A 23,657-nucleotide genomic window follows, 5' to 3' on the forward strand; every position below is an offset into this window, starting at 1 on the left:
CTCTCCGCCACGCGGAGAGGAGAAGGGGCCGGGGGATGAGGTGAGGCCGCTCAAGGCAGCGGCTTGATCTTCCCGTCCTTGATCGCCTGGATCGCCTGCTCGGCCGCCTTCTTGACATCGTCAGGCACCGGAGAGCCGGCGTTGAAGACAATCTTCAGGCCACCGTTGGACAGGGTCAGGGTGTAGGCCTTGCCGCCCATCGTGCCCTTCTGGTGCAGATCAATCATGTCCTTGACCACCGCGGTCCAGTCGAAGACCTGGGTTGCCACGACTACATCAGGCGCCAACGAACTTTGATCGCTCTGCGTGCCCAGCCACTTGACGCCCTTGCTCTTGGCCACACCGATCGCGCCCACCACCTGCTGCGCGGAACCGGTGAGCACGTCAGCGCCGGCCGCGATATGGGTGTTGGCCGCTTCGGCTGCCAGGGCGGTATCGCCGAAGGAGCCGGTGTAGCTGATATTGACCTTGATGTCCGCCTTGGTGGCCGTGGCTCCGGCCACAAAACCGTCAATGTACAGCTTGGCATCGCCGGCTTCCACCGGGCCAACGACGCCCAGGACGCCCGATTTGCTCAGCATGGCCGCGATCACGCCGTTGACGTAGCCGCCTTCTTGCGCGTTGGCCTCGTAGGCAAACACATTCTTCAGGTTCTTGCTGGCGCCGGTGTCGGTGGCCGTGCCCCAGGCAAAACTGGTGCCGGGGAAGTCCTTGGCCACATCGAACATCGAGTTGCCATACTGGGTGCCGTGCGCAATGACCAGGTTGTAACCCTCGGTGGCGTAGTCACGCAGGGCCGCCGCTGCATCGGCCACCTGGAACATGTTGTCGGAATAGGCAAGCTGCAGCTTATCCTCGCCCATTTCCTTTTGCACGGCCTTCAAGACACCGTACATGGCCTGGCCCCAGGCCATGTCTGTGATCGGGCTGGGCAGCACGATCGCAATCTTGAAGGGGCCTTTGCTGACGGCTGCCGTCGGCTGGGCAGCCTGGCAACCTGTCAACAACACGCTGATGACCAACAACAGCACGAGCACAGTGGTAATTGAACGACGCATACGATTCTCCTTTGACTTTCTGCTGACTCACAAAAAACTCAACAATCCGCCGAACAAGTTCGACGCCTGATGGCACTCGATTTTTCGAGTGCCTTTCTCAAGTGATTTCATATCTGCCATCAACCGCTGCGCTCGAACGGCTTATCGAGCGCAGCCGGCTGTTTGATCTGGTTGGTGGCAAAGATCAGAACAATAATCGTCAACAGGTACGGCAGCATCACGGCCAGATCAGACGGGATGGGGATGCCCTTGACCTGCACCCATAGCTGCAGCGAGTTGACGGTGGCAAAGAGCAGCGAACCGAGCAGCACGCCCACGGGCCGCCAGCCGCCAAAGTAGACCAACGCCACGGCGATGAAGCCCAAGCCATTGGTCATGTTCTCCTGAAAAACGTTCAGGGTGCCGATGCTCAGGGACGCGCCGGCCACGCCCGCCAGCGCGGCGCCAAAAATCACCCCGAAGTAGCGCACACGGTTGACGCTGACGCCGAGCGAATCGGCCGCCTCTGGATTCTGGCCGACGGCCCGCACCTTCAGGCCCAGCGTGGTCTTGTCGAACAGGAACCAGATCGCCGGCACCATGAGATAGGCCAGGTAGACCAGGATGTTATGGTTGAAGAAGATGTCGCCCACGACCGGGATGCTACTCAGGACAGGGATCTTGATCTCCTCGAAACCGCTGACCCCCACGACTGAACCGATCAGGACACGGAAGAGCAGGCTGCTAAGCCCCAGGCCGAACAGATAGAGACCGATGCCGCTGATGCCCTGTTCGGCCTGAAACGTCACGCTGATGACCGCCATCAACAGGCCCATCAACGCGCCCACCACAAGCGCCGCGCCGACGCCCAACCACAGGTTGCCGGTTTGGAAAACCGTGAAGAACGCGGCAAACGCCCCCATCAGCATGATGCCGTCCACGCCCAGATCAAGCACCCCGGACCGCTGGGAGACCGCCTCACCGAGTGCGGCCAGCAGATAGGGCGTGGCCAGGCGGATGCCGCTGTGCAGGATGCCGATCAACACCGCGGTTGTGAGCAGATCACTAATCACCGGCCGCCTCCTGTGGAGCGATGACAGGGGAAATCTCGGCGGTCGGGGCCACGGGCGCCACGCGGCGCAGGGCGCGCCGTCGCACAAAATAGTCGCTGGCCACCACAAAGAGCACAATCAGGCCGTTGATGGCCACCACCAGCGAACTGGGCACCTGCACCGTGCGCTGCATCTTGTCGGCGCCCACCAACAGGCCGCCAAAGATGATCGAGGCCGGGATCGCCCCCAGCGGGTGCAGCTTGCCAAAGAGCGCGGCCACAATGCCGCTGAAGCCATAGCCGCCCGACAACCCTTCGATCATGCGATGATGAACCCCCGTCACTTCGACGGCGCCGGCCAGGCCGGCAAACGCGCCGCTGAGGATCAGCGCCAGGGCCATGTAGCGCCGCACCGGGATGCCTGCGTAGCGCGCGGCTGAGGGGTTGAGGCCGACTGCGCGGATACGGAAACCGATGGTGGTGCGCCACAGAAAGATGAAAACCACCACCGCCAAAATCACCGCCAGCACCAACCCGGCATGCAACAGGGTGCGCGGCACCAGGCGCAAGAGCCACACCTGATCCGGCAGCGTGGCGCTCTGGGGAATGTTCGTGCCGGCGGCAATTTGCTCCGGATCAAGCATGGGGCCACGCAGCAGAAAATTCATCAACTGCAGCGCGATGGCGTTGAGCATGACGGTGCTCAGAATCTCATTGACCCCAAAGCGGGCCTTGAGCACGCCGGCGATGCCGCCCCACACGGCCCCACCTGCCACCCCCGCCCCCAGGGTCAGCGGCACCAGCAGCACACCGGGCAGAGTGGGCAAGGCCAGAGCGACGGCCGCGGCCGCCACGGCGCCGATGATGATCTGTCCCTCGCCGCCGATGTTGATGACCCCGCCGCGAAAGGCAATACAGATACCGAGCGCCACCAGCAGCAGCGGCGTGGACTTGGCCAGGGTCTGGGTAAAGCCGCTGACCGTGCCAAACGCCCCGCGCAACAGTGAGCCGTAGGCGGTCAGCGGGTTGACGCCCAAGATCGTCAGCAGAACGGCCCCGACGACCAGGGCCAGGATCGTGGCAAAGAACGGCAGGAGCGCATCGAAGAGCCGGCTGCTGTTCAGCCGCCTCGCCAAGCCACTCTGCTCACCTGGTTCGCTCATGAAAAGCCACCCCTATCATCATTAGGAACAGTCCCCGACAAGTCGGGGACTTCGGATCGGGAGCGCCGACATGGTTCGGCGCATGGGCAGATCAACGCGCCCGCTTGGGCAGCGCCATCGGCAGCCGCGTGCGGCGCACGCCATCGAACTGACACAGCGCATTGGCCACCGCGCCGGCCGTCGGCACCAGGCCGATCTCGCCCACCCCCTTGGCGCCGTAAGGCCCGTAGGGGTCGGCCACCTCGACGCCGATCACCTCGATCTCCGGCATTTCTTTGGCGCGCAGGATGCCGCACTGGCGCAGGCGCGTGCTCTTGAAATAGCCGCCTTCCATCGGCAGATCCTCGCTGATCGCATAGCCCAGCCCCATGTGCAACGAGCCTTCCACCTGGCCCTCGAAAAGCGTCGGGTTGAAGATCTTGCCCGCGTCATGCGCCGCCACGATCTTGGCAATCTGCCCGTCATCGTCCAAAATGACAAGTTGCGTGGCGTAGCTATACGAATAGTGGGTGGCGATACGCTCCGGGGCTTCGGAAGTCGTCGTCGCCGCCTTGACCGGCGTTGTCCATTCCACGCGCCAACTGCCCTCGTAGGCGCGGCCCACCAGGGAATCCAGGCGGCCGCCGGTCTGATCCAAATCGGCGCGCAGTTTGCGCGCCGCGTCAATCATCGCATTGCCCACCAGCGATGTCGCGCGCGACGCGGTGGTCATGCCGGCCTCTTGCCCGGAAGCCGTGTCTACCCGCATCTCGACAATGCTTGGGTCAACGCCGGTCTCGGTACACAGAGTCTGCAAGGCGACCGTGTGGACGCCCTGCCCCATCTCGGTCCAGCCGTGGTCAACCACGATCCTGTCGGCCGCCAGCACACTGATGCGCACGCGTGAGGCATCGGTCACGCCGTTGCCGATACCGGTATTCTTGATGCCGCAGGCCAGCCCGGCAAACCTGGCCGCACGAAACTCGTCTTCGACGGCCAGGAGCGTGGCGCGCAATCCGGCTCCGCCCTCAATCACCTGCCCCGTCGCCGTCATGCTGCCCTCGGTAATCGCGTTGTCATAGCGGAACTGCCAGCGGTCGAAGCCCCCCTGCTGGCACAGGTCGTCAATGCAACCCTCGATGGCAAAGGCCGCTTGATTGACGCCAAACCCGCGCATGGCGCCGCACGGCACGTTATTGGTGTACACCGCCACCGCCTCGATGTCCGCGACCGGCACATGATACGCGCCCGTGGCGTGACCGGCGGCCCGCTCCAACACCTTGGCGCCGACCGACGCGTAGGCCCCGGAATCGCCAATGATGCGCGCCTGCACAAAAGTCAGCTTGCCGGCCGCATCGCAGCCCACGCGATAATCCAGCACCATGGGATGGCGCTTTGGGTGCATCCGAATGGACTCATCCCGCGTCAGCTTCACCTTCACCGGCCGGCGCAGCAGATAGGCGATCAGCGCCGCGTGTCCCTGCACCGACAGATCCTCCTTGCCGCCAAATCCGCCGCCGTTGGGCACCAAAATCACCCGAATTTGTTCTTCCGGCAGGCCCATCAGCGCCGCAATCTGCGTGCGGTCTTCGTAGACGCCCTGGCTCTGCGAGAGCACGGTGAGTCCGTCCTCCTCCGGGTAGGCGATGGCCGCTTCCGGCTCCATATAGCCATGCTCGATGCGCTGGGTTTGATAGCGATCCGAGGAAATGAAGGCCGATGCCCGCTGCGCCGCCTGCAGATCACCACGCTTGATGATCGTGCTGTCCAACACGTTGCCGGCGGGGTGCAACTGCGGTGCATCGGGCCGCAGCGCCTCGAAGGGATCGGTCAGCGGCGCCAACACTTCGTAGTCAACCTCGATCTTGGTCGCCGCCAGGCGGGCCGCCTGCTCTGTCTCTGCCACGACCTCCGCCAGCACATCGCCGATGTAACGCGTCTCTTCGCCCACCGCCACCATCAACGGCCAGTCCTGCTGGATCAACCCCACATGCCGGCGCCCCGGCACATCGGCCGCGGTGACGATGCGCAGCACGCCCGGCACCTGGCTGGCGGCCGTGGTGTCCAGGCGCCGGACGCGGGCGCGTGGATAGTCACTGAAACGCAGCGCCCCATGCAGCATGCCTTCGATCTGGATGTCATCCACGTAAGGACGTTGACCAAGCACGGCGCTGTAGGAATCGTATTTGGGATGGCGGTCGCCCACATGCCCTGGTGTGACGGGCTGTGGAACCTCTTCCTCGTGCCAAATGGCGCCCGCGGCCACTTCAATCGCATCTACAATCTTCTTATACCCCGTGCAGCGGCACAGGTGCGGCGTCAGCGCCCTGGTGATCTCGTCGCGGTTGGGCTGCGGCTGGCGATTGATGAGCGCATTGGCCTGCATGACCATGCCAGGAATGCAGAAGCCGCATTGAATGCCGCCAGTGGCCACAAAGGCGTGCGCAAAGACCCGCTGGCGATACTCGCCCAGGCCCTCTGTGGTGGTGACCTGCCCGCCGTCCGCCTTCTTCATGGGCGTGACGCAGGAGAGCACCGCCTTACCGTTGAGGTCTACCGCGCAGCAGCCGCAGGCCGCCTGGGGTGAGCAGCCATCCTTGGGCGAGATGATCCCTTCATGCTGGCGCAGGTAGGTCAGCAGCGGCAGATCAGGGTCACCCTCGAAGTGCTTGAGTTGACCGTTCAGAACGAAGTTCATAGCGCTTTCCCTTGTTTCGGTGAAAAGTCGTCAGCGTTTCAGATCGGCATGTCAGGCCGGTCGGGGCATTCACAACCGAGGAATCAAACTCCAATTATCTTACCCCAAAGGCGTATCAAATGTCAAACTGGCCGCCCAAAATAGTGAGAGGAAGCGCCTGAAAACAAAAAGTCACGCCGTCAGCAGTTTGTTCTGCTGGCGGCGTGGCTTGCCTGCGGGGGAAACTGACGATCGGACTTCTATTCGTAGCGCAGCGCGTCGATCGGATTCAGACTGGCGGCGCGGTTGGCCGGGTAGAGGCCGAAGAAGACTCCGATCGCCAGCGAGACGGCCAGGGCCAGCACCACACTTTGGCTGGTCACTACGGCCTGGCTGCTGCCCAGCAATGGCGTGATGATCTGGGCGCCGACGACACCGAGCGCCACGCCGACCACACCACCCAGGGCACTCATGACAATCGCCTCCGTCAGGAATTGCACCAGGATGTCCCCGCGCTTGGCCCCCACGGCCTTGCGCAGACCAATCTCGCGCGTGCGTTCGGTGACGCTGACCAGCATGATGTTCATGATGCCGATACCGCCCACCAGGAGCGAGATGGCCGCAATGCTGCCCAGCAAAGTCGTGAAGGTTCCCGATGTCTCCGCGACGCTGCTCAGGATGTCGGCCTGGTTTTGCACCAGGAAGTCGTTATCCGCGCCGGTTGCCAGGCCATGCAGGGTGCGTAGAATTGCCGTCACCTGCGCCTGCGCCAGGTCCATCTCCTCGGCCGTGCGCACCTGCAGGTTGATCGAGCGCAGGGTGATGGTGCCCGCGCCGCCCAGCTTGAGCTGCGCGGTGCGCAACGGCATGATGATGATGTCATCCTGATTTTGCGGCCCGCTTTGCCCCTTGGACTTCAACACGCCGATCACCTCATAGTTCTGGCGGTTGATGCGCACCGTCTCGCCCACGGCATTCACCTCACTACTGCCAAACAGATCCTCCACCACCGACGTGCCAAGCACGACCACCATCGCCACGTTTTCATTGTCTCCCTGCGTCAGGAATCGTCCGCGTGTGACGGTTGTGTTGCGCACGGTGGCATACTCCTCAGTGACACCGTTGATGGTCGTCGAGGTCGTGCTGCCGCCATACGTCACCGTGGCGTTGGCGCTGTACAGCGGCGCCACCTGGCTAACCGACGTAGCCAGACTCTTGATCGCGTTCACGTCGTTCATGGTCAACGTGCGGCTGCTCTGCTGCAGGCCGCTCTGCGAGAAGCCAAAGTTCGACATCGCGGTCACAGTGACCAGGTTCGATCCTAACGATTGAAACTGGCTCACCACCTGCGCCTGCGCACCCGTGCCCGCCGCCACCAGCGCGATGACGGCGGCCACACCAATCACAATTCCCAGCATGGTCAGCACGGTTCGCATCGTGTGTGCGGTCAGCGAACTCACGGCCACGCGTAACACCATCATGAGCTTCTTCATCGGTGACTCCTTTTAGCGCCCACCCAACTGCCGGGTGACATTCATCATCATACTGCCGCCGGAGCCGCCTCCGCTGCTGGCGCTGCTCGTGGTGGAGGCCATCTGCACAACAACCTGGTCGCCGGGGTTGAGACCCTTGACGATCTGCGTGTAGATCCCATCGCTCAGCCCCACCTCGACCGGCACCGCCACCGGATCGCCATTCGGATCGGTGGTGTTCGGCACGAGCACCTGGTAAAGGCCGTTGGCTTTGGTCAGGGCCAGAGTGGGCACCAACAGGGCATCGGCAGCCTGACCGACCTGGATTTCGACGTTGGCGGTCATGCCGACGAGGAGGGCCAGGTTGTCGGCGCCGCTGAGAGAGACCGGCACGGCGTAGACCATGACCCCGCCTTGCAGCGAGCCTTGCAGGGGCACGGTGAGCACCTTGCCCTGCAACGACTGGCCGGGGAAGGCGTCGAAGGTGATGGTGGCATCCTGCCCGGCGCTGATCTGGCGGATGGTCGTCTCGTCCACCGAGGCGACGACCTGCAGGGTCCCCAGATTGGCGAGGGTGAGGATGGTCGTGTTGGCGGTCACCTGGTCATCCACGTTGACGTTGGTTTGCAGGATGGCGCCGGCGAAGGGCGCCAGCAACCGGGCGCCGGCGAGGGCGGCTTCGGCATCGCCCAGGGTCAGCCGTTTCTTATCCACGGCGGCCTGGGCAGCGGCGATCTTGGTGGCATCGGCGCCGGCGTCGAGGTCGGTGCGCGCTTCCTGGGCGGCCTGCAGCGCGACTTCGGCCTGGTGCAGGGCGAGTTCGGCCTGCGCCAGCGCCAGCTTGTCGCCGCCGGCCTGCGCCTCGGCCAATGCCTCCTGCGCATCCGCCAGCACGACGTTGGCCTTCGCCAGCTCGGCGGCCCTGGATTGGCGCGCCAGCTCACGCTCAACCTGCACGCGCGCCAGGTCAGCCTGCGCTTCGGCCAGCGAGACCTGGTCGTCGGGAATCTCAGCGATCTGCTCCGCGTTCGGGTTGCTCAGCGCCTGCAGCTCGGCAATGCGGCGCTGATACCAACTCACGGCGTACTGTAAATCGCGTTCGCTCTTGGCCAGCGATTCATGGCCGGCCAGCGTGGCCTGAAGTTGCAAGAGAGCCAGGCTATCCTGCGCGTCTTGCACGGCGCTGCGCAGGCTGGTCAGGTCCGGCGACTTGAAATCGGCCAACTTGTCATTGGCTTGGGCCAACGCCTGCTTCGCCGTGGAGACAGCCACATCGGCCTGGGCAATTGCCAGGGTCGTGGCCGGCGTCTGCAGATCGCTCAAGGCTTCCTCGGCCGCCTGCAGATCGCTCCGGGCCTGATCCCGCGCCTGCTCATACGGCGCCGGGTCAATCGTTGCCAGCACCTGCCCGGTTGTCACCACGTTGCCGGCCTGCACCGCCAGGGTGAGCAGATTGGTTGTCCCGCTCATCTGCTCGAAGGCCAGATTAGCGCTCTGCTTGGCCTCCAACTGCCCCACCACACTCAGGCTCGAGTTGAGAGATCCCTGGGTCACATCCACAATCTGTGTGTAAGTTTGACCGCTTGCGCTGCTGGCCGTGGTCGCGGCCCGGCTCTGATAGAACCAATACCCACCTGCTGTCACGGCAACCAGGACGGCTGCCAATAAGATTCTGATCGTGCGTTTCATGTTTTTTACCTCTTTTACCTCGCTTCGGTTACGGGCGCGTGCCGCCCGCTGATGATGGCGGCGCCGGTGGCGCCCCGCCGTCCATCGCGCCCATGCCGCCTGGCCCGCCCATCATCTGCGGGCTACTGGTGGTGGAGGCAATCTGGACGACGACCTGGTCGCCGGGGTTGAGGCCCTTGACGATCTGAGTGTAGGCGCCATCGCTGAGGCCGATTTCGACCGGCACAGCGACCGGATCGCCATTCGGATCGGTGGTGTTCGGCACGAGCACCTGGTAAAGGCCGTTGGCTTTGGTCAAGGCCAGGGTGGGCACCAGCAGGGCATCGGCAGCCTGACCGACCTGGATTTCGACGTTGGCGGTCATGCCGACGAGGAGGGCCAGGTTGTCGGCGCCGCTGAGAGAGACCGGCACGGCGTAGACCATGACCCCGCCTTGCAGCGAGCCTTGCAGGGGCACGGTGAGCACCTTGCCCTGCAACGACTGGCCGGGGAAGGCGTCGAAGGTGATGGTGGCATCCTGCCCGGCGCTGATCTGGCGGATGGTCGTCTCGTCCACCGAAGCGACGACCTGCAAGGATTTGAGATTGGCAAGGGTGAGGATGGTGGTGTTCGCGGTCACCTGGTTATCCACGTTGACGTTGGTTTGCAGGATGGTGCCGGCGAAGGGCGCCAGCAACTGGGCGCCGGCGAGGGCGGCTTCGGCATCGCCCAGGGTCAGCCGTTTCTTATCCACGGCGGCCTGGGCAGCGGCAATCTTGGTGGCATCGGCGCCGGTGTCGAGATCGGTGCGCGCTTCCTGGGCGGCCTGCAGCGCGACTTCGGCCTGGTGCAGGGCGAGTTCGGCCTGCGCCAGCGCCAGTTTGTCGCCGCCCGCCTGCGCCTCGGCCAATGCCTCCTGCGCATCCGCCAGCGCCTGTTGACTGCGGCGCAGCGTCATCTGCGCCTGCAAGGCGCTCACCTGGCGGCTGATCTGATACGTCACGCGCGTGTCCTGCGCGTCCATCATCTTGTTGTAGGCCACCTGCAGCCGGTCCCGGTAGTAGTCGTCGGTGTACTCTTCCACGGCCAGCCGTTGATAATCAGCCGTTGGGGTTGCCTCGGCCGTTTGCAGCCTTGCCAGCTGCTTCCTGGCTGCGCTGTCCTCTTGCTGTGCCAGCACATCGGCCTGCGCCGTGGCCAGCGCGCTCTGCGCACTCGCCACGGCCGCCTTCAGGCTGGGCAAATCAGGGTTCACCAACGCATCGAGCGTATCTTGCGCTTGCTGCAACTGAACCTGGGCTGCCGCCACGGCCACGTCGGCCTGGGCAATTGCCAGGGCCGTGGCCGGCGTCTGCAAATCGCTCAAGGTCTCCTCGGCTGCCTGCAGATCGCTCCGGGCCTGATCGCGCGCCTGTTCATAGGTCGCCTGGTCAATCGTCGCCAGGACCTGCCCGGCGGTTACCACGTTGCCAGCCTGCACCGCCAGGGTGAGCAGGTTGGTTGTCCCGCTCATCCGCTCGAAGGCCAGGTCGGCGCTCTGCTCGGCCTCCAACTGACCGACAACGCTGAGGGTGGCGTTCAACCTTCCCTGCGTCACCGCCACCACCTGCGTGTAGGTCCGCGCACTCACGCTGCTGGCGGTCGCTGCGCGACCGAAAAAGGTCCAATATCCGCCGCCGGCGACGACCAGCGTGACGATGACAATCCCAATCATCAAACGCCCATTGCGTTTCATACATAGCTCCCTTCGGCTGTTTGGGCGGTTCCCGCACCCTTCACTTCGATGTTGGCATGCCCGTTTGTGCCCGCGCGTCGCGGCGCGCTGACGGGTGTATCGCTCACGATCAGGCCGTCCTGCAGGCGCACGATACGCCGCGTGTGGCTGGCGATGTCTGGCTCGTGGGTGATAAACATGATCGTGATGCCCTTCTGTTCGTTCAACTCCTGGAAAATGCGCATCACCTCTTCGCCGGCCTTCGAATCGAGGTTGCCGGTCGGCTCATCGGCCAGGATCAGGCTGGGGTGATTGACCAGGGCACGGGCAATGGCCACGCGCTGCTGCTGGCCGCCGGAGAGTTCGTTGGGCTTGTGATGCAGGCGATCGCCCAGCCCGACCATCTCCAGGGCCGCGACGCAGCGGTCGCGGCCCTGGCTGATACCGGCGTAGATCAAGGGCAATTCCACATTGGCCAGGGCCGAGGTGCGCGGCAGCAAATTGAAACTCTGAAAGACAAAGCCGATCTTCTGGTTGCGAATTTCCGATAATGCGTTGGGGGCCATCCGACTGACATTCTGCCCGGCAAGCAGATAGGTGCCACCGGTCGGCACATCGAGCGCGCCCAGGATGTTCATCAAGGTGGTTTTGCCCGAACCGGATGGCCCCATGATCGCCATCATCTCACCGGGGCGAACTTCCAGCGAGACCCCGCGCAGCGCCTGCACGGTGACCTCGCCCATCTGATAGGTTTTCGTCACGTTTTCGATTGAAATCAGAGCCTGGTCTTGACTCATCGCGTGTTCTCCTCTCGTTTCATGTCGGTTACGGAAAGCGCACCTGGCCTTCCTTACACGACCATTGTCACGCCGGGGCCTGAGACACGGCTAAGCGAGAACTGAGGAGAGACTGAGAAGAGACTGAGAAGAGACTGAAAAATGGAGAATCCATGTCAGAGTAGGGGCGCACCCTTGCGGTCGCCCACGCGGGCAGGTCGCGGGCAGGTCGCCCACACGGGCAGGCGCAAGGCCATGCCCCTGCCCCGGATTATTGAGTCTGAGAGGGTCGTTGTTGCGATCCGACAAAAGTCGGAGAACCAGGGTGACTGACATGCTATCCTGAGAATCTGTCAACCGACAAACTCCCGTTCGTCTATTGTGTGTATCATGTGCAGGAGGTTCAAGATGCAGTTCGTCAAGTTTATGACCAGTGGCATGGGGCGCGCAGCACGAATCGTGCTGGGTCTCGTCATTATGAGCGTTGGGCTGTTCGTGGTGAAGGGCACGATGGGCACGGTCCTCGCCATTGTGGCGTTGGTGCCCATGTCCGGAGGCCTGTTTGATTTTTGCCTGATCGGGCGAGCCTTGGGTTATCCGCTCAGCGGCGCGTCCGCACGCAAGCAGTTGGCCGGTAAGTAGTCGGCCTCCCCCTTGCGCAGGCTGGCTGCACCACGGCGTCGGCCGAAAACCTGCCCAAGCGGTTGCCATTAGGCGGGCCTGCGCAAGGTTGGACGATTTCTCGGCAGGCGGCGCGTCCCCTTGCGCAGGCTGGCTGCTCCACGCAACGTCGGGCAAGCCCCGTGAATGAATTCACGGTCTGATACACCAAAACCTGCTAAAGCAGGTTGGTATTGGGTGCGACGACTCAATTCGTGGCAATTCGTGGCAGCGGCCCGGCGCGGATGCCGTGCGCCTCTGAGCCCCGTGAATGAATTCACGGTCTGATACACCAAAACCTGCTCAAGCAGGTTGGTATTGGGTGCGACGACTCAATTCGTGGCAATTCGTGGCAGCGGCCCGGCGCGGATGCCGTGCGCCTCTGAGCCCCGTGAATGAATTCACGGTCTGATACACCAAAACCTGCTAAAGCAGGTTGGTATTGGGTGCGACGACTCAATTCGTGGCAATTCGTGGCAGCGGCCCGGCGCGGATGCCGTGCGCCTCTGAGCCCCGTGAATGAATTCACGGTCTGATACACCAAAACCTGCTAAAGCAGGTTGGTATTGGGTGCGACGGAGGCGACACTCAGTTCGTGGCAATTCGTGGCAGCGGCCCGGCGCGGATGCCCCTCTGAGCCCCGTGAATGAATTCACGGTCTGATACACCAAAACCTGCTAAAGCAGGTTGGTATTGGGTGCGACGACTCAAATTCGTGGCAGCGGCCCGGCGCGGATGCCGTGCGCCTCTGAGCCTGTCCTCTTGCTGCAGCCCTGCGAGGGGGACGTGCGGTTACGCCTGGAAAAACTGCGGCAGATAGGCCCGGTTCGTCTCCAGCAGATCATCCAACAGCGCCTGCACCTGGTCGGCCTGCGGTCCGAGCGGATGAACGAGCAGGGCTTCGTAGAGGGCTTGGCGGTCGCCATGCACTGCGGCTGCGGCGGTGAGTAGTTCGACCATTTTGATGGCGGCCAGCAGGCCAAAGCAGACCGGCGGCAGGGGGGCTGCGGGCAGCGGATGAATCCCCTGTGCATCCACCCTGGCGGGCAGCTCCAGCACCCAATCGGCCGGCCAGCCACTCACCGCGCCGTTGTGACGGGTGTTGAGCACATGGATCTGGCCGAGATCGTTGTAATGGCTGACAATGACCTGCGTGGCGAGGGTGGAATACCAGGCGCCGCCGCGCTGCATCAAGCCGGCCGGTGGCGCCGTGAGGGATGGGTCGGCGTACTGGCGCAGCAGGTCGCCTTCGATGCGCATGACCTCTTCGGCGCGCGAGGGCGGCCATTGATCTTGCGCGGCGAGCTTGCGCTGGCGGTAGTAGAAGTATTGCAGGTAATAGTTCGGAATCATGCCCAGCGTCTGCAGGGTGCGAATGTCCCATTCCGGGTGCGCCTGCGCCTTGAGTTCGTCCAGGTAGGCGGCAAAAAACTGCGGCCAGACCTGTTCGCCTGCAACGAACAGGCCGCGATGCCAGGTGAGGTGATTCAGCCCCAGCGTGTCGAGCTGCACGCTGTCAGGGTCAACGGTGCGGCCCGCGATTCTTTGATACAGACCCAGAAATTGCATCTTGGCCGTGATGCCTGAGTTGCACACGCCCACGGCCGTCACGGCGGGGGCGTAGCGCGTCAACGCCTCGGTCACCAGGCCCGATGGGTTGGTGAAGTTGAGCAGGAGGGCATTGGGCGCGACCTCCGCCAGGGTCGCGGCGATGTGCAGCACGACCGGAATGGTGCGCAGAGCCTTGGCGATGCCGCCTACGCCGGTCGTTTCTTGTCCGATCAGGCCGTGGCGCTGACCCAGGTATTCGTCGGCGCGACGCGCGGCCATCATGCCTACACGAAATTGGGTGATGACGTAGGAGGCGCCGGCGATGGCCTGGCGCAAGTCCTGGCTGAGCACGACCCGAAAGGGCGAGCCGTGGGCCTGCGCGATGCGCTGGGCAAAGCCGCCGACGATTTCCAGCCGCTGCGGGTCAATGTCCATCAGGCAGAGTTCGGTCAGGGGCAGGCTGGTGAGCCGGGTCAGGAAACCTACGACAAGCTCAGGAGTGTAGGTGGAACCGGCGCCGATCACGGTAATCTTGAGCATTCTGTCAACTCCTGGCAGCCGCCGAATGAATTCGGGGCGAAGGGGCGTTCCGCCGCAAGGTCGGCCTGCGCCGACCGGCATCGCGTCCACGCAGGTGGACGCCCGGCGGAACGCCCATCAGGCGCGATTTCAATCGCTCTAAAAGGTCACAGGGGCCTGCGTCTGCAGGGCGAGCAGGGCCTGGCGAATGGCGTGCGCGGGGCGTCGGGCGCGCTCCATCGCCAGGATGACCGCGCCGATCACCGGCGGGGCCTGCATGGACACAAAGGTGACGCCGGGCATCTGCGGCCGCACGCTGGCTTCCACCAGGTCTTGCAGCGACGGTGTACCCTTGAACAGACCACCGATCAACACCACGTCGGGCGCGGCCTGCTGCACGCCGATTTGCCGGGCGACGGTGATGACCATGACGCCCAGTTCGTCGCCTGCCCAGTGCAGCAGCTCCAGCGCGGCCGCGTCGCCCTGCGCCGCGCAGTCGAAGATCAACGGCGCGTGGCTGGCGTCCAGCACGTAACGATTGATGGTCAGCCCTGCGACGAGGTCCTCCAGGTCTTGCGCGCCGGCGGCCGCGATGAAGGCGTCGCTCAACGCGGTCGGCCCCTCGCGTCCGGTCCAGGCATAGGCCACCCGGTGCAGCGCACGGGCGATCAACTCGCTGCCGCCCGCGTACTCGCCCAGGATGTTGCCGGCGCCCGTCATGTGCCCCATCTGCCCGTGCTGGTTGCGCCCCCAACAGTTGCAGCCGGTGCCGGCCACGAGCGAGATGCCCCAGCCGCGCCGCGCATTCGCCAGCAGGCCCAACACCGCGTCGTTGACCAGATCACAGGGCGCGGTCAATTCCAGTAGATCCAGCGCGGCCAGGGTGAGGCCGCGCTGCGAGGGCCAGTCGTAGCCGGCCACGCCGAAGCCGGCCGCGCTGATCTGCGGCATGGTGATGCGTGCCTGCGCCAGCGCCTGCCAGGTAGCGGCAGCGACGACCCTGCCGAACAGCTCGTAACTGGTCATCGTGGGGTTGCCGCCGCCGGCCGTGCCTTTGCCGAGCAGATTTCCCTCTGCATCTGTGATCAGCGCGTGGGTCTTGGTGGCGCCCACGTCCACGCCCAGGAAGTAATCGGTCATCGCGCCAATGCCTGCATCTGGGCAAAGGTCAGGCGCACGATGCCGTTGGCCTGGATTTTTTCGACCATCAGCGGGTGTGTGAGCAGCGCCAACTCCGCGACGCGGCCGCTGTGGTAGCTGGAAATCTGCGGCAGCGCGCCGTCGGCCACGGCTGGATGGCACATCACCTCGGTCACGCCGTCGGGGAGGGTGTCCAGCACGTCGGTGAGCACGGCCAGCGTGGCCCGGTCGCCGTAGAAATCATCCACGAAGCGGTCAGGCGCGGCCACGCCCATCTGCCGGGCGCGTGCCTGTGGCGAAAAGCCGGCCGGAAAATCGGCCGGCAGCACGCTCGCAGCGCCGGGGCGGGGCGCCCCGAACGGCAGTCGGATCGCGCAGCCGTAGTCGGTGGCCAGGGCCAGCATGGCCTGGAAGAGCGGATAGGTGACGTAGGATGAATTGTGGTGGCTGTCCAGGTGATCGGGCGCTTTGCCCGTCAGGTGGATGAAGCGCTCGATCTGGCCGCGCCATTCGGCTGCCACCTCGTTGATGGGCAGGTGCGCCGCGGCGGCCCGCAGCGCAGGTTCACGCGGGAAGCGGCCGCCGTCTCCCAGGCGCAGCAGCCCAGGCAGTTGCGACGGCGGCAAGAGCGGCGTCCCGGCCGTCAGGTTGAGATGGACGCCCAGGCCCAGGTTGGGGCACAGCTCCGCCGCCAGGCGCAAGGCCGGCTCCGTATCGGGCATGTTCATCATGACCGTGGTGGAGGTCACGATGCCTTGCAGGTGGGCCTGGCGAATGCCGGCCGAGACCGACGCAGCCAGGCCATAGTCATCGGCATTGACGATCAGGTATTTCATGCGAATCTCCCGGCGAGCGCTCTCATTGCGCTTGCGTTCAGCGCCCGCCCAAAAACTGCCGGGCCGCCCAGCAGGCCACGATCCATGTCACACGGACGGCGTGCTGACCTCGGCCTGCGGCGGCGCGGCCAGCGCGGCTGGCAGGGCCAACAGGGCCACCGCCAGGGCGCCGATCTGCTCGGCGCGGAAGCCGCCGGCCAGGATCAGGCTATCGCCGCGGAAGGCGTCGAATAGCAAACGGCTGAGCGCATAGAGGAAGAGGGTCAGCCCTGCGTTTTCTCCGAAAACGCACGGTTGACCCGGCCAGGTTGCCGGTCGGCGCAGCACCAGGAAAAGCGCCGCGAGTTGGGCGCCCAGTTGATAGAGCTGCACCGGATGGCGGCGGGCGCCCCACAACTCCACGGCCCACGGCAGCGTGGTGGGCGTGCCATAGGCGTCACCGGCCAGGAAATCAGCCAGACTCAGGATCGCCAGCCCAAGCAGGGCGCCCGGCGCGAGCGCGTCCAGCACCGTCGTCAGCGGCAAATGCAGGCGTCGGACGTAGAGCAACCCTGCCAACAGGCCGATGAGTAGGCCAGGCATCCAGGCCAGGGTGCCCGGCCGCACGGAAAAAATGGCGAGCGGGTCTTGCTGATAGGCCGGCCAGAATTGCAGCACATAGGCCACGCGGCCGCCGACCAGCGCCGCAATGGCGCTGACGAAGCCCAGGTTCCAGAGGTGATCGCCGTCCAGGCCGCGGCGGCGCGCCAGGCGTGCGGCCAGCCATAGCGCCGCGTAGAGGGCGGCCAGCGCCAGCAGAGGCTTGAGCGGCAGGCTGACACCGGCAATCAGAATGGTTCGCAGCATGGTCTACGTTTTCTCCGAAAACGCACAGTTGTCCCTACTTCAGCAGGCTTTCTATCTTACTTGCCAACAGGGCCTGGCTCATGGGGCCGCCGATGACGATCTCGCGGATCACGCCATCGCGATCCACGAAGAAGGTGGTGGGCAGCGAGCGCACGCGGTAGAGCTGACTGACCGCCGCGTCGCGGTCGAGCAGCACGGGGAAATCCAAACCGAGGGTCTGCATGAACCCGGTGACCTGGGCGGCATCTTCGGCCTGGTTGATGCCTACCACGCGCACACCGCGCGACGCCGTGCTGAGCGCTATGCTCTGCAAGGCGGGCATTTCGGCGCGGCAGGGCGGACACCAGGTGGCCCAGAAGTTGAGCACCAGCGGCTGCCCGCGCAGGTCCGCCAGGCGCACGGTCTGGCCTGCCAAATCGCTGAGGGCAAAGTCAGGGGCAGGGAAACCGATCTGCGGGCTGGGTGGGCGCTGCCCTGGCAGGCCGAACTGGGCGGAGTCGCGGACCCGCGCCGCATTGATCCAGATCAGGCCGCCAATCAGCAGGAGCATCCAGGCCAGGCGGGGCAGGCGGGGCAGCAGCAGTGGAGATTTCATCCGCACTCACCGGCGGGTTTTTGGGGCGCCAGCGGCAGGGCCAGGCAGAAGGATGCGCCGGGGCCAGGCCGCGCCTCGAGCCACAGGCGGCCGCCCTGCGTTTGCACCATGCGCCGCGCCAGGCTCAGCCCCAACCCCATACCGCCGTGACTGCGCCGCAGGGATGATCCAACCTGGTAGAATGGCGCAAAGATGCGCTCGCGTTCTTCGGAAGGCACGCCTGGGCCGGTATCCTGCACGCGCAGGAAGGCTTCGCCTCCTTCGGCGATCACGTTGATCTGCACCTGGCCCCCGGCCGGGGTGAACTTCAGCGCGTTGTCGAGCAGATGGCGCAAGATGCGGCGCAGGCTTGGCAGATCACCCAGAACCCAGACCGGCTCAGGCGTGGTCAGTGCCAGTTGCAGGTTGCGCACCTCCGCGACCGCCTGCGCTTCACGGACGGCAAAGCGGGCGCAGTCAGCCAGATCGAGGGTTTTGATATCAACGCCGGGGTCGAATTCTTTGAGCGATTTCAGGTAGTCGAGGTGGAAGAGATCATCTACGATGCGCTCCAACTGCCGCGCCTGGCTGTGCAGGGGATCAATCAGGTCTTGCATCTCCGGGGGCGCCATCTCGGCGAGCAGGCTGGCATAGCCAAGCACAATGCTCACCGGGGAGCGCAGTTCATGCGCGGCGATGTTGATGAATTCGGTCTTCAGGTGTTCCAGGCGCGACAGCTCTTCGTAGGCGGCTTCCATCTGCTTGATGAGGCGCGCGTTGACGATGGCAACCGCAGCCTGCCCCACCAGTACCGAGAGCAGCTCGGCATCGCCCAGGACAAACGGCGCTTCCAGGGTGGTCTTGGTCAGGTTGATGACGCCGATGACCTGGCCTTTGGCCGTGAGAGGCAAGGACAACGCGGAGCGTAGAACGCCACCGAGCATACTCTGGCGCAGGAATTCGGGCAGGTCATCGGGGCCGTTGACCACCAGCGGCTGGCCGGTCTTGGCGACCCAGCCGGCGATGCCTTCGCCGAGGCGCACCTGGGTCTGTGAGATGACATCGGTTGAAATCCCGACCGCAGCCTGAATGGTGAGATACAGGCGATTCTCGTCAATCAGCATGAGGGAGGCACGTTGCGCGCCGGTCTCGTTGACGGCGGTCTCCAGCACGCGGTGCAGCAGTTCGTCCAGGTCGGTCTGCAGCATGAACATGCGGCTCATCTCGTACAGTGGCACCAGGGCACGCAAGCGCGCCAGCTCGCGGCTGGAACGTCGCCGTTGCATGGCGCGCGCCACGGCGTCGCGCAGGGCTGCAGCGCTGACCGGCAGCAGCACGATCTCCGATAGTTCGTACTGGGTCAGTGGTACGACGGCCGGCAGTTGTTCGGGCGTTGCCAGCAGAAGTAAGACGGCCTCGGCCTGTGCTGCGCGCAGGCCCTTGAACCAGTCTGGTTCGCGCGCGGGGATTGTCACCTCAACCAGGAGAACGGCCACCGAACGGTTGCGCGCCAGGCTGAGTGTCACCTCATCAGGATCGCTACGCACGACCAGGCGACCGAAGTCCTGCAAGGCTTCTTCGGTTGTCTGGATCAGGCGGGCATCGTCGGCAATGAGCAGAATATCCGGGCCAGTCATCCCTACCCCTCCGCATTGCTTTATGCGTTTTCTCCGAAAACGCACTGGGCCACGACAAACGCCACCGCGTAGGCGGCCGTGTGTGACAAACTAATGGCCCACTGTCGTAATCCCATCTGTTCGGCCAGGGTGCGGGCGGCGCCATGCAAGGAGACGAGCGGTTGGCCGTGAGGGGTGCGCACGATCTCGATCTCCGTCCACTGGATGCCATCCCAACCACAGCCGAGCGCCTTGCTCACAGCTTCTTTGGCGGCCCAGCGTGCGGCCAGGGAGGTTGCCTGTCCCTGGCAGTCGGCCACTTCCTGGGGCGTGTAAACACGCGTCAGGAAGCGCGCCTGATGCCGATCGAGGATGGCCTGCACGCGAGATACGTCAATAATATCCACACCAACCGCCAGCGTCATCGAGCCTGTAGTCCTGTTTGGGGGCAGTGCGATCCCGGAGCGCCGAACAAGTGCGGCGCATTTCCAATTCAGATCAATCGGCCGTTGGTGGGCCGGCAATCGCGAGGGCGTACTGGGCGGGGTCAAGGAACCGCCGCACGGCCGCCTGCAACTGCGCGGCGGTTAGTTGATTGATGAACGTGGGGTAGTGCTTGAGAAAGTCCAACCCCAGGTTGAAGTGCTCCATGTCAGAAATGGTATCGGCCACGCCCTGGTTTGTTTCCAAGCGTAGGGGCACGATGCCGGTCATGAAGGCTTGGGAATCGGCCAGCTCTTCCTGCGGGATCGGCTCGTCGCGCAGGCGCACGATTTCTTCCAGCACGCTGCTGATGGTGCGCTCCACATTGGCCGGGTTGACGCCGGCCGCCGCCATCCACGCGCCGGGGCCTTCGCCGCTTTCCACCGCGCTGTACGCGTAGTAAGCCAGCCCTTGTTTCTCGCGCACATTCTCACCCAGGCGCCCCATCATGCCAAAGCGCCCCAGGATGGTGTTGGCCAGGGACACGGCGTAGTAATCGGGGTCGTCGCGTTGTGGTCCCAGCCAGCCCAGCACAATGTCGGTCTGTGTTTTGCCGGCAATGGGCACGCTGCGCCGGACGATGTCATTGGGCGCGGTGACCGGCGGCAAGCTGGCCGTGACCGGCGGGTGATGCCAGCCGCCCAGCAACTGCTCCAGTTGCGCCAGCAACTGGTCCGTTTGCACATCACCTACGACGACCAGCACGCCTCCGACCGGACCGTAGGTGCGGCGGTAGAAATCCACCATGTCCAGTCGCGTGATGCCGGTCACCGTCTCACGTTCGCCGGCCAGGCTGCGGCCATAGGGGTGATCGGCGCCGTACAGCAGTTGGTGGAAGGTCAGCGAGGCCATGCTGCGCGTGTCATTGTCACGTTCCTGCAGGCCCGTCAGCACCTGCCCGCGCACCTTGTCCACGTGCTCCTCCGGGAAGATGGGGTTGGTCAGCACATCGGTCATGATGTCGAGCAGCAGCGGCAGGTCTTCGCTCAGGCACTTGCCGCCGAAGTCGGTAATGTGACGACCGCTGCCCACGCCAAAGGATGCGCCCACGGCTTCCAGGCTCTCGTTGATGTCCGCAAAAGAGCGGTTGATGGTGCCCCGGCGCAGCATCGAGGCGGTGAAGCTGGCCAGGCCGCTCTGGGCCGGCGTTTCCAGCAGCGAGCCGCCGCGCAGATAGCCGCTGAGGACCAGCGATGGGTTGGTATGATTTTCATGCACCAGCACTACCAGTCCATTGCTGATCTGCTGCCGGACGATGGATGTTGAGTCAGGGACGGCTAGTTTGTTCATAAGCGTTGTTTTGGTTTCCTCATGTCGGCAGCGCATCTGGAATGAAAATGCCGATCGTGCGCTGGTCCGCCTGCAAATAGGTGGCCGCGACCCGCTGCACAGCGGCCGGGGTGACAGCCGCCAGGCGCGCCAGGTAGCCTTCGAGCCAGTCCTGGGAAGCGACCACTTCGCTGAAGCCGAGCCAGTAAGCCTGGTCGGTGACGCTTTCGACGCCATAGACGAACTCGGCCTGCGTCTGCTTGATCGCTTTGGCCACCTCGGCCTGGCTGACCGGTCCGTCCACCATGCGTTGCACCTCGGCCAGCAGCGCCGCTTCGACCTCCGCGGGGGCGGTTGGCGCCTGCACCGTGGCGCTCACACTGTAAAGGAACGGCGCGACGGTGGGAATCAACTGCGAGCCGGCAGCAGCCGCCAGGCCCGTTTCCACCAGGGCGCGGTAGAGGCGCGAACTGCGACTCGGTTCGTCTTCGGCAAACATGCTCATGGCATGGGCGCCCCCCAGAATGGTGTCCATGACCACCAGCGGGAAATGGTCAGGATGCATGGCGCCCGGCACATGGTAAGCAATCTCGATGTAGACGGTGTCGCCCGGCCCGCGGCGGATCACGCGGCGCTCACCGGCCTGGGGTGGCTCCTGACTGCGCTCCGGTGGCAGCGCCGGCCCGGCTTCGATCTGACCGAAACAGGCGGCGATCCGTTCCGCAACCTCTGGGGCGTCGAAGGGGCCGACCACGACGACCACGGCATTGCGCGGCGTGTAGTGGCGCCGGTAGTGGTCGTAGAGGTCAGCGCGTGTCATCTGCTCCAGATCACATTGCCAGCCAATGGTGCCATGATGATAGCCATGCACCTTGAACGCGGCCGCCCTGATCTCCTCATCCAGCAGGAACTGCGGCTCGTTCTCCGCGCCCTGCCGTTCAGAGATGATGACGGTGCGTTCGCTGTCAACCTCTGCCGGCTCGAAACGGCTGTTGCACAGGCGGTCGGCTTCGATCTGCAGGGCCAGCTCGAAATGTTCCGCCGGCACGGTCTGGTAGTAGGTGGTGAAGTCAATCCAGGTCATTGCGTTGCGCACACCGCCGACGCGCGCGACCTGGCGATCGGCTTCAGCGGGCGGGAAGGCCTCGGTGCCCTTGAAGAGCATGTGCTCCACCCAATGTGAGGCGCCGGTGATGCCAGGCACTTCCAGCCGGCTGCCCACGCGATACCACAACCAGACACTGGCCACCGGTGCGGTATGCACCGGCTTGACCAGGATCGTCAGCCCGTTACTCAGCGTAGTTCTGAACAGGTCTTGGGTAAACATCAGTGGGCCGCCTGACGTGGCAGGTAGTGTCCTGCCGTACACTGGTCACGCCGCAAATAGTGCGCCGCCACACGGCGCACCTCCTCCACCGTCACCCGGCTGACCTGGTCAAGGTAGGTGCTGAGCCAGGCGGACGAAGCGACCACCGCGCTGAAGCCCAGCCAGTAGGCCTGCTGGGTGATGCTCTCGCTGCCATAAGCGAACTGCGCCCGCGCCTGCTTGATCGCCTTCTCCACTTCACTGGTGGTGAAATGACCCGCGGCCGCCTCGTCTACCAGCGCCCACAGCGCATCTTCCACCGCGGCAACGGCTTGCCCGGCGCGCACCGTGGCATAGAAACTGAACAGATGCGGGTCGAGGCTGGGCCGTATGTAGGAACCGGCGCCAGCGGCCAGCCCGGAATCTACCAGGCGGCGATAGATGCGGGCGCTGCGCCCCAGCGGCTCACCGCCGAAGGCCGAGGGCGACTTGGCGCCGCTGAGAATGGCATCGAGCACGGTCAGCGCGAAGAAATCGGGGTGCAGGGCCGTGGGCGCGCGGAAGGCGAGTTCGACATAGGCGACCGGGCTATCGCCCTCCACCGTGACGCGACGCATCCCGGTCTGCGCTGGCTCCTGGATGTCCATCAGCGGCACGGGCGCGGGCGCGGCCGGCGCAGGGCTGAACAATTCCGTGATGCGCGCCAGTTGTGCATCGCTGTCTACATCACCGACGACGACGGCGATGGCGTTGTTGGGCGCGTAGAAGGTGCGGTAGTGCTGCCAGAGATCGTCGCGGGTCATGCTGGTCAGGTCGGCACGCGAGCCGAGGACGGTGTGGCCGTAGGGGTGGGCGGAAAAGGCGGCCGCGTTCATGGCTTCATCGAGCAGAAAGCCCGGGCTGTTTTCGTGGCCGGCCCGTTCGGAGATGATGATCGTGCGCTCGGCTTCGACATCCTCAGGCGCAAAGCGCGCGTTGAGCATGCGATCGGACTCCAGTTGCAGCGCCAGTTCGATGCGATCCGCAGGCAGGGTTTCAAAATAGGCGGTGAAATCGAGAGAGGTGAAGCCGTTACGCGTGCCGCCCTCGCGGGCCACCAACTTGTGGACCGCGCCGCTGGGGAAGCGTTCGGTGCCGCGAAAGAGCATGTGCTCCACCCAATGTGAGGCGCCGGTCAGGCCGGGGCGCTCGTTACGGCTGCCCACGCGGTACCAGACCCAAAGCGACGCCACGGGGGCGTGGTGCATTTCCTGGATCAGAATCTGTAACCCGTTGGCGAGGGTGTGACTGCTAAAATGATTTGTGGTCATGCCATATTTC

At 64.5% G+C, this 23,657-nt stretch carries 19 protein-coding genes; 1 reads left to right on the forward strand and 18 read right to left on the reverse strand.

The window, feature by feature from the left end; all coding sequences use genetic code 11:
* Window positions 1-50: 50 nt before the first annotated feature.
* From IPF85_RS11280 to IPF85_RS11315, 8 genes are all read right to left on the reverse strand, one after another.
* On the reverse strand, window positions 51-1,058 hold the full coding sequence (locus IPF85_RS11280; protein WP_343408183.1) for a BMP family protein: 1,008 nt from the start codon (window positions 1,056-1,058) through the stop codon (window positions 51-53).
* A 119-nt stretch (window positions 1,059-1,177) separates the two neighbouring features.
* The gene (locus IPF85_RS11285) at window positions 1,178-2,110 is read right to left on the reverse strand and encodes an ABC transporter permease (RefSeq protein WP_343408184.1); all 933 of its coding nucleotides are present in this window, start codon (window positions 2,108-2,110) and stop codon (window positions 1,178-1,180) included.
* Entirely contained in the window at window positions 2,103-3,251 is a 1,149-nt protein-coding gene (locus tag IPF85_RS11290; RefSeq protein ID WP_343408185.1) for an ABC transporter permease, read from the reverse strand. Before IPF85_RS11290 ends, IPF85_RS11285 begins: the two co-directional genes overlap by 8 nt.
* A gap of 91 nt (window positions 3,252-3,342) precedes the next feature.
* Entirely contained in the window at window positions 3,343-5,928 is a 2,586-nt protein-coding gene (gene xdh, locus IPF85_RS11295; RefSeq protein WP_343408186.1) for a selenium-dependent xanthine dehydrogenase, read from the reverse strand.
* 239 nt (window positions 5,929-6,167) lie between these two features.
* Window positions 6,168-7,400: an ABC transporter permease gene (locus tag IPF85_RS11300; RefSeq protein ID WP_343408187.1), complete on the reverse strand. Its 1,233-nt coding sequence runs from the start codon at window positions 7,398-7,400 to the stop codon at window positions 6,168-6,170.
* Between the two features lie 12 nt (window positions 7,401-7,412).
* On the reverse strand, window positions 7,413-9,068 hold the full coding sequence (locus IPF85_RS11305; RefSeq protein ID WP_343408188.1) for an efflux RND transporter periplasmic adaptor subunit: 1,656 nt from the start codon (window positions 9,066-9,068) through the stop codon (window positions 7,413-7,415).
* A 28-nt stretch (window positions 9,069-9,096) separates the two neighbouring features.
* A complete protein-coding gene (locus IPF85_RS11310; RefSeq protein ID WP_343408189.1) occupies window positions 9,097-10,782 on the reverse strand; it encodes an efflux RND transporter periplasmic adaptor subunit in 1,686 nt (561 codons plus the stop codon).
* Complete coding sequence (locus tag IPF85_RS11315) at window positions 10,779-11,558, reverse strand: ABC transporter ATP-binding protein (protein ID WP_343408190.1); 780 nt, start codon at window positions 11,556-11,558, stop codon at window positions 10,779-10,781. The genes IPF85_RS11310 and IPF85_RS11315 overlap by 4 nt, the downstream gene beginning before the upstream one ends.
* 387 nt (window positions 11,559-11,945) lie before the next feature.
* Here IPF85_RS11315 and IPF85_RS11320 point away from each other — a divergent pair, with 387 nt between their 5' ends.
* Entirely contained in the window at window positions 11,946-12,179 is a 234-nt protein-coding gene (locus IPF85_RS11320) for a YgaP-like transmembrane domain (protein WP_343408191.1), read from the forward strand.
* An 810-nt stretch (window positions 12,180-12,989) separates the two neighbouring features.
* Here IPF85_RS11320 and IPF85_RS11325 read toward each other — a convergent pair.
* The 10 genes from IPF85_RS11325 to IPF85_RS11370 form a co-directional block, all read right to left on the reverse strand.
* Window positions 12,990-14,288, reverse strand: coding sequence for a 6-phospho-beta-glucosidase (locus IPF85_RS11325; protein ID WP_343408192.1), 1,299 nt, complete (start codon window positions 14,286-14,288; stop codon window positions 12,990-12,992).
* Between the two features lie 138 nt (window positions 14,289-14,426).
* Window positions 14,427-15,407 carry a BadF/BadG/BcrA/BcrD ATPase family protein gene (locus tag IPF85_RS11330; RefSeq protein ID WP_343408193.1) on the reverse strand — a complete coding sequence of 327 codons (981 nt, stop codon included), beginning with the start codon at window positions 15,405-15,407 and terminating at the stop codon, window positions 14,427-14,429.
* Window positions 15,404-16,243: a ChbG/HpnK family deacetylase gene (locus tag IPF85_RS11335; protein WP_343408194.1), complete on the reverse strand. Its 840-nt coding sequence runs from the start codon at window positions 16,241-16,243 to the stop codon at window positions 15,404-15,406. The genes IPF85_RS11330 and IPF85_RS11335 overlap by 4 nt, the downstream gene beginning before the upstream one ends.
* An 87-nt stretch (window positions 16,244-16,330) precedes the next feature.
* Entirely contained in the window at window positions 16,331-17,089 is a 759-nt protein-coding gene (locus tag IPF85_RS11340; protein WP_343408195.1) for a prolipoprotein diacylglyceryl transferase family protein, read from the reverse strand.
* A gap of 34 nt (window positions 17,090-17,123) precedes the next feature.
* Window positions 17,124-17,684, reverse strand: coding sequence for a TlpA disulfide reductase family protein (locus IPF85_RS11345; RefSeq protein WP_343408196.1), 561 nt, complete (start codon window positions 17,682-17,684; stop codon window positions 17,124-17,126).
* Window positions 17,681-19,300 carry a GAF domain-containing sensor histidine kinase gene (locus IPF85_RS11350; protein WP_343408197.1) on the reverse strand — a complete coding sequence of 540 codons (1,620 nt, stop codon included), beginning with the start codon at window positions 19,298-19,300 and terminating at the stop codon, window positions 17,681-17,683. The genes IPF85_RS11345 and IPF85_RS11350 overlap by 4 nt, the downstream gene beginning before the upstream one ends.
* 20 nt (window positions 19,301-19,320) lie before the next feature.
* The gene (locus IPF85_RS11355) at window positions 19,321-19,704 is read right to left on the reverse strand and encodes a holo-ACP synthase (protein ID WP_343408198.1); all 384 of its coding nucleotides are present in this window, start codon (window positions 19,702-19,704) and stop codon (window positions 19,321-19,323) included.
* A 73-nt stretch (window positions 19,705-19,777) separates the two neighbouring features.
* The gene (locus IPF85_RS11360; protein ID WP_343408199.1) at window positions 19,778-21,052 is read right to left on the reverse strand and encodes a pitrilysin family protein; all 1,275 of its coding nucleotides are present in this window, start codon (window positions 21,050-21,052) and stop codon (window positions 19,778-19,780) included.
* A gap of 19 nt (window positions 21,053-21,071) precedes the next feature.
* Entirely contained in the window at window positions 21,072-22,358 is a 1,287-nt protein-coding gene (locus IPF85_RS11365) for a pitrilysin family protein (RefSeq protein WP_343408200.1), read from the reverse strand.
* Window positions 22,358-23,647: a pitrilysin family protein gene (locus IPF85_RS11370; protein WP_343408201.1), complete on the reverse strand. Its 1,290-nt coding sequence runs from the start codon at window positions 23,645-23,647 to the stop codon at window positions 22,358-22,360. Before IPF85_RS11370 ends, IPF85_RS11365 begins: the two co-directional genes overlap by 1 nt.
* Between the last annotated feature and the right edge of the window lie 10 nt (window positions 23,648-23,657).

Origin of the sequence: Candidatus Amarolinea dominans (genome assembly GCF_016704685.1) — a bacterium.
GTDB classification, from domain to species: domain Bacteria; phylum Chloroflexota; class Anaerolineae; order SSC4; family Amarolineaceae; genus Amarolinea; species Amarolinea dominans.